At 40.4% G+C, this 891-nt stretch carries 1 protein-coding gene; it reads left to right on the top strand.

Translation table 11 applies throughout. The annotated features are described in order from the left end of the window. Positions 1 to 848 (top strand): IS3 family transposase (locus IOC57_RS25490; RefSeq protein WP_207441368.1); only part of this gene is annotated, 848 nt, incomplete at its 5' end. Positions 849 to 891 lie beyond the last annotated feature (43 nt).

Raw genomic sequence — 891 nt, 5'->3', positions numbered from 1 at the left:
GGTTTCAAATAATCGATGGTTTGAGGAAAACGTACCCACTTTCGTGGCTATTAAAAATCGCTGAAGTTTCAAAGGCTGGATACTACAAATGGCGGAAGACACATTCTGCTCGTTCTTTGCGACTTGAGAAAAATTTATGGATAAAGGAACATATTTTAGCCATCCATAAGCTACACCCCTACTACGGATATAAACGGATGACTGGAGCTTTGTCCAGAGAAGGAATCGTTGTAAACCACAAGCGTGTTCGTCGATTGATGAGAGAGTTGGGGGTCCAATCTGTCATTCGGAAGAAACGCCCTTTCTACGGTCGAAGAGGGTCAGTTGTATTTCATAATGTCTTAAATCGTGAATTCTACGCAGAGATGAGGTTTCATAAGTTAGTAACAGATATAACCTATGTACGGATTGGAGACACGTTTGCCTACCTTTCCGCCGGATTAGATTTGTATAATAATGAAATTGTTGCATGGGAAGTTTCTACACGAAATGATCTTGAATGGGTTCATAATACACTAAACCAGCTAAGGGACAAGCCGTTTAGCAAGGGGGCTCTCCTGCACTCAGATCAAGGATTCCAATATACGACGAAATCATATGAAAATCAGGTGAAGGAACTCGGCATTCGAGGAAGCCACTCTCGTCGTGGGAATTGTCACGACAACGCGTGTATAGAAAGCTTCTTCTCACATTTAAAAACAGAAAAGTTATATTTAAAATGTCCAAAAACAGCAGAGCAAGCTTATCTAGCTATTCAAGAGTATATAGAGTTTTACAATACGGCTCGCTTTCAAGAGAAATTCAACGGCCTTTCCCCAATTGAATATCGAGAAAAGGCCGCAGCTTAAAAAATACTCTTTTTTTATTGTCTACTTGACAGGGTTATGTGCA

Source organism: Bacillus sp. SD075, from assembly GCF_017355165.1.
Taxonomy (GTDB): domain Bacteria; phylum Bacillota; class Bacilli; order Bacillales; family DSM-1321; genus Peribacillus.
This window is presented reverse-complemented; position numbering and strand designations above follow the sequence as displayed.